This is a genomic window from Longimicrobium sp., from assembly GCF_036387355.1.
Classification (GTDB): Bacteria; Gemmatimonadota; Gemmatimonadetes; order Longimicrobiales; family Longimicrobiaceae; genus Longimicrobium.
Genome location: NZ_DASVTX010000182.1, coordinates 1 through 3,059, shown reverse-complemented (window position 1 = coordinate 3,059; position 3,059 = coordinate 1). Strand labels below are relative to the sequence as shown.

The following is a 3,059-nucleotide window of genomic DNA, read 5'->3' as shown; positions in this document are numbered from 1 at the left end:
CATCCGCTCAGGACAGCCCGCACATCCGCTCCGGACAGCCCGCGTATCCGCTCAGGACAGCCCGCCCATCCGCTCAGGACAGCACGCCCATCCCCAGAAGAAACGAGCGCCGCGCGACGGGTGTCGCGCGGCGCTGCGTTTCCTGCCTGGTGCCCGCGCGGTGCCGGCTGGGCCCTCGGCACCGGGCACTGGGCACTTTCCGTTTTCTTACAGCCCCGCCTTGTACAGCAGCAGGTTCGGCGTTCCGCTCACGTTGCCGGTAATCACGTTGGCCGTCGCGTTGCTCTTGATCCACGAGTCGATGGTGGACTGCGACGCGTTGCCGTAGGTGCCCTTGTACAGCGCCGCCACGCCGGCCACGTGCGGGCTGGCCATGCTGGTGCCGCTGATAGTGTTGGTGCCGCCGTTGTTCCAGGTGCTGGTGATGCTGCTGCCGGGGGCGTACACGTCCACGCAGCTGCCGTAGTTGCTGAACGACGACTTGGCGTCGCCGCTGGTGCTGCTGGCCACGGTGGTCACGGCGCTGGCGCTGGCCGGCGACACGTTGCAGGCGTTCTGGTTCTCGTTGCCCGCCGCCACCGCCACGAACACGCCCGAGTTGGCCAGGTTGGTGATGGCCGTGTTGAGCGACGACGAGTACCCGCCGCCCAGCGACAGGTTGGCCACCGCCGGGTTGGTGCGGTTCACGCGCACCCAGTCAATGCCGGCGATGATGCCGCTGAACGAGCCGCTGCCCTGGCAGTCCAGCACGCGCACCGCGCGCAGGCGCACGCCCTTGGCCACGCCGTACGTGGCCGACCCCACCGTTCCGGCCACGTGCGTGCCGTGCCCGTTGCAGTCCTGCCCGTTGCCGCCCAGCGCGTCGTACGACACCGCCGCGCGGCCGCCGAAGTTGCTGTGCGCCGTGTAGATGCCGGTGTCGATGATGTACGCGTACACCGAGCTGCCCGTGCCCGTGTAGGTGTAGGTGCCGCTGAGCGGGCGCGCGCGCTGGTCAATGCGGTCCAGCCCCCAGGTGGCGCTGCTCTGCGTGGTGGTGGCCTCGGCCACCTGGTCTTCTTCCACCGACGCCACGTTGGGGTTGTGCAGCAGCGCGTTCAGCTGCCCCTGGTTCAGCTCCGCCGCAAAGCCGTTGAGCGCCGCAGTGTACACGTAGCGCGGGCTCACCCCGGCCACGGCCGCCACCGAGCGCGGATCGGCGTCCTCGTTCAGCACCACGATGTACGAGCCGTCGATGGCCCGGTCGCCGGCGCTGTGCAGCGGGGCCGCCTCGGGGGAGCGGGCCGCGGTGGGGCCGGTGTCGGAGCAGGCGGCGAGCGCCAGAACGCCGGCGAGGGAAAGGGCGGTGCGCGTGACCTTCATGACATCCTCCGTACAGTGGGTTGAAACGTGCGCGCCGGCCGGACGGACGGCGCGCGGGGGGACTGCACTACAGGGTGGACTTGAAGAGCAGGCGGTTGGGCGTGTTGGCCGGGTTGCCCGTCACCGCGTTGGGCGTGGCGTTGTTGATGATCCAGGTGACGATGGTGCTGGAGGCCGCGTCGCCGAAGGCGCTCTTGTACAGGGCGCCCACGCCGGCCGCGTGCGGGCTGGCCATGGACGTGCCGCTGATCGTATTCGTGCCGCTGTTGAGCCACGCGCTCAGCACGTTTACGCCCGGGGCGTAGACGTCGGTGCACGCGCCGTAGTTGCTGAAGCTGGCGCGTGCGCCGTAGCGGTCCACCGCGTTCACGGTCAGGGTGCCGCTGGCGCTGGCGGGCGACACGTTGCAGGCGTCCTGGTTTTCGTTGCCCGAGGCCACGGCGGTAAAGATCCCCGCGTTGATCATGTTGGTGGCCGCGGTGTTCACCGCGCTGGAGTACGGGTAGCCCAGCGACATGTTGGCCACGGCCGGCTTGATGTGGTTGAGCCGCACCCAGTCCATGGCGCTGATGACGGTGCTGGTGCTGCCCGCGCCGTTGCAGTCCACCACGCGCACGCCGCGCAGCATGACGTTCTTGGCCACGCCGTAGGTGCTGCCGCCCACCGTTCCCGACACGTGCGTTCCGTGCCCGTTGCAGTCCGCGCCGCTGCCGCCCGCGTAGTCCCACACGTTCTGCGCGCGGGTGCCGAACTGCGGGTGGTTGGCCTGGATTCCGGAGTCGATGATGTACGCCCGCACGCCGGTGCCGGTGGCCGTGTAGGTGTAGGTGCCGCTCAGGGTGCCGCTCGCCTGGTCAATGCGGTCCAGCCCCCACGGCGCGCTGCTCTGCGTGGTGGTGACGCCACCCACCTGGTCCTGCTCCACGAAGTCCACGTTGGGGTTGTGCTGCAGGGCGTTGAGCTGGCCCTGGTTGAGCGTGGCGGCAAAGCCGTTGAGCACCGCGGTGTACAGGTAGCGCGGGCTGGCGCCGGCCGTGGCGGCCACCGAGCGCGGGTCGGCGCCCTCCTTGACCACGACGATGTACGAGCCTTCGATGCCGTGCCCGGCGGCGGCCGCGTGCAGGGGGGCGGTGCGCGGCGGGGCGGCCGCGGTGGGCGACTGGTCGGAGCAGGCGCCGAGGGTGACGGCCGCGAGCAGGGCCGACGCGATGGGGATGGTGCGCATGGGAGTGTGGGTCCTCGTCCGGGGGGTGCGTTCGCGCGGAGGCGGGGTGCCTCCGTCCGCGTGCCAGCGGGTACGTCCGGCTCCGCCTGTGTCCGGCGGAACCACTCCACGACGATGGCCGGCGATGCGCGCCCGGAGTTGCGGAATACCGAAAAACCATCTGGCGCCGCGCCGGGGGACATGCGCGCGGGGCCCGATGGCGGCTGGCCTGAACAGCATCAGGCCCGCCGGAGTGCAGCCGCATTTCATCGTGATTGTGCACCGGGAGAAAAGGCACGGGGCGAGCCACGACGGCGCACTGGGCTAAGTGATGGCCGTGCAACAAAGTCCACGCTGGTGACGGCCTGACTGGCTGAACAAGAATGGTGCACCTTTACCATTCTGCACCGCTCGGATGCGTGGAGTGGGACGGCGCAAAAGCAGCGGTCCTGTCGTCGTGCGTGCCCCTTCACTCCGGTTCGATCCCAGCCCT

At 70.0% G+C, this 3,059-nt stretch carries 2 protein-coding genes; both read right to left on the bottom strand.

What is annotated here, in order from left to right:
- Positions 1 to 207: 207 nt before the first annotated feature.
- The gene (locus VF665_RS08150; RefSeq protein ID WP_331052915.1) at positions 208 to 1,362 is read right to left on the bottom strand and encodes a S8 family peptidase; all 1,155 of its coding nucleotides are present in this window, start codon (positions 1,360 to 1,362) and stop codon (positions 208 to 210) included.
- A 67-nt stretch (positions 1,363 to 1,429) separates the two neighbouring features.
- A complete protein-coding gene (locus tag VF665_RS08145; RefSeq protein ID WP_331052914.1) occupies positions 1,430 to 2,587 on the bottom strand; it encodes a S8 family peptidase in 1,158 nt (385 codons plus the stop codon).
- Between the last annotated feature and the right edge of the window lie 472 nt (positions 2,588 to 3,059).

What these genes read in the sequence shown, in the direction of transcription:
- VF665_RS08150 (WP_331052915.1), bottom strand. Translation starts at nt 1,362, where the DNA reads ATGAAGGTCACGCGCACCGCCCTTTCCCTCGCCGGCGTTCTGGCGCTC.
- VF665_RS08145 (WP_331052914.1), bottom strand. Translation starts at nt 2,587, where the DNA reads ATGCGCACCATCCCCATCGCGTCGGCCCTGCTCGCGGCCGTCACCCTC.